This is a genomic window from Micromonospora sp. AMSO12t (assembly GCF_008806585.1).
Classification (GTDB): Bacteria; Actinomycetota; Actinomycetes; order Mycobacteriales; family Micromonosporaceae; genus Micromonospora; species Micromonospora reichwaldensis.
Map to the genome: position 1 here is coordinate 1 of NZ_WAAS01000559.1, position 673 is coordinate 673.

Consider the following 673-nt stretch of genomic DNA (forward strand, 5'->3'; position numbering starts at 1 on the left):
GGTGGGCGGGGTCCTGGTGGGCCTCGCGGCGCTCGGCGCGGCACGCCTGGGCCGGCGCGCCCTGCTGCCCGGGCTCGCCGTGCTGCTGCCAGTGCTGCTGCTCTTCGCCGCGGGGCTGGTCGTACCGCTCTGGGTGCCCCGGTACCTCGTCTTCGTGGTGCCCTTCGCCTGCCTGCTCGCGGGCGCGGCGCTGGCGACGGTGCCGCTGCCGCCCGCGCTGGCCGTCGTCGCCCTGGCCGGGCTGCTCGGGCTGCCCGACCAGGCGGCGCTACGGCGTACCCACGAGTGGCCGCGCAGCGCGACAATGGACTACCGGGGCGCGGCCCGGATCGTCGCCGACGGCCAGCGGCCGGGCGACGCGGTCGTCTACTCCCCCCGGCAGAGCTGGCTCTTCCTCGACCTGGGTCTCGCGTACCACCTGGGCGACCGTCGGCCCCGCGACGTGCTGGTGACGCAGGACCAGGCCCGCAGGGGGGACCTGTGGGCCGCCGAGTGCACCCGGCCGGCCGAGTGCCTGGCCGGCGCGGAACGGGTCTGGCTGGTCGTGGCCGGCCGTCGCGACGATCCGCTGGCCACCGTCACCGGCGCCAAGGGCGACGCGCTGCGCGCCGGCTACACCGTCGAGCGGGTCTGGCCGCGCCCGGGACTCACCGTCGCCCTGCTCACCCGCTGA

General features: G+C 77.7%; 1 pseudogene. It reads left to right on the top strand.

What is annotated here, in order from left to right:
* Window positions 1–673 (top strand): annotated as a pseudogene (locus F6X68_RS32945) (hypothetical protein); the annotation flags it as partial.